1 protein-coding gene is annotated in these 793 nt (G+C 42.1%); it reads right to left on the bottom strand.

Annotated elements, in window-relative coordinates; genetic code table 11:
- Nucleotides 1-793, bottom strand: a 793-nt coding sequence (locus tag ACSVH5_RS13435) for an Ig-like domain-containing protein (protein ID WP_438061920.1), incomplete at both ends; no start/stop codon positions are given.

Consider the following 793-nt stretch of genomic DNA (forward strand, 5'->3'; position numbering starts at 1 on the left):
CAGCAGTTGCACCATTAATAGCTGTTCCATCTTTGTACCATTGGTTACCAGAAGTAGCATTACTTGTCAATAGCACCGAACCTGGAATACAGAAAGCAGTAGGGCCAGCAGCAGTGATTGTGGGTTGACTTGGTTTAGGGGTAACGGTTATCGATTTAGTAACAGTGGTAGAACATCCGCCTGCATTGGTCACAGTATACGAAATAGTTACTGTACCCGCATTTACCCCAGTAACCAATCCATTGCCATCTACAGTAGCAATACCGGTATTGTCAGAAGTCCAAACTCCAGCAACAGTAGCGTTGGTTAATTGAAGGGTTGAGGCGGCACATACAACAGTGTTCCCAGCAATAACATCCACTACAGGATATGGGCTAATCGTTACTACTATAGGAGCACTTAGTCCACTAATACAGCCTGAAGGATTAATGGATTCAACAGTATAAGAGCCACTACTAGTAACACTTAGTGTATTGGATGTTTCGTTTGGAATTTCAGTACCATCCTTAAACCATTTGTTGGTTGGAGAAGAGGTATGCAATTTAACTACATCGCCTTGACAAGCGGTTGTAGCTTTATTGGGTTTAATTGTTGGAGGACTTGGAGTTGCATTGGCAGTGACCACAATAGGATCACTACTTTCACTAGTACAATTATTAATCGTGCTAATTACGGTATAACTTCCGCTATCTATTGCTGTATAAGTTGAAGCTGTTGCACCATTAATAGGATTTCCATCTTTGTACCATTGGTTACCAGATACAGCGTCACTAGAAAGCACCACCGAACCTGG

The sequence above is a fragment of the Flavobacterium sp. RSSA_27 genome, assembly GCF_051547125.1.
Lineage (GTDB): Bacteria > Bacteroidota > Bacteroidia > Flavobacteriales > Flavobacteriaceae > Flavobacterium.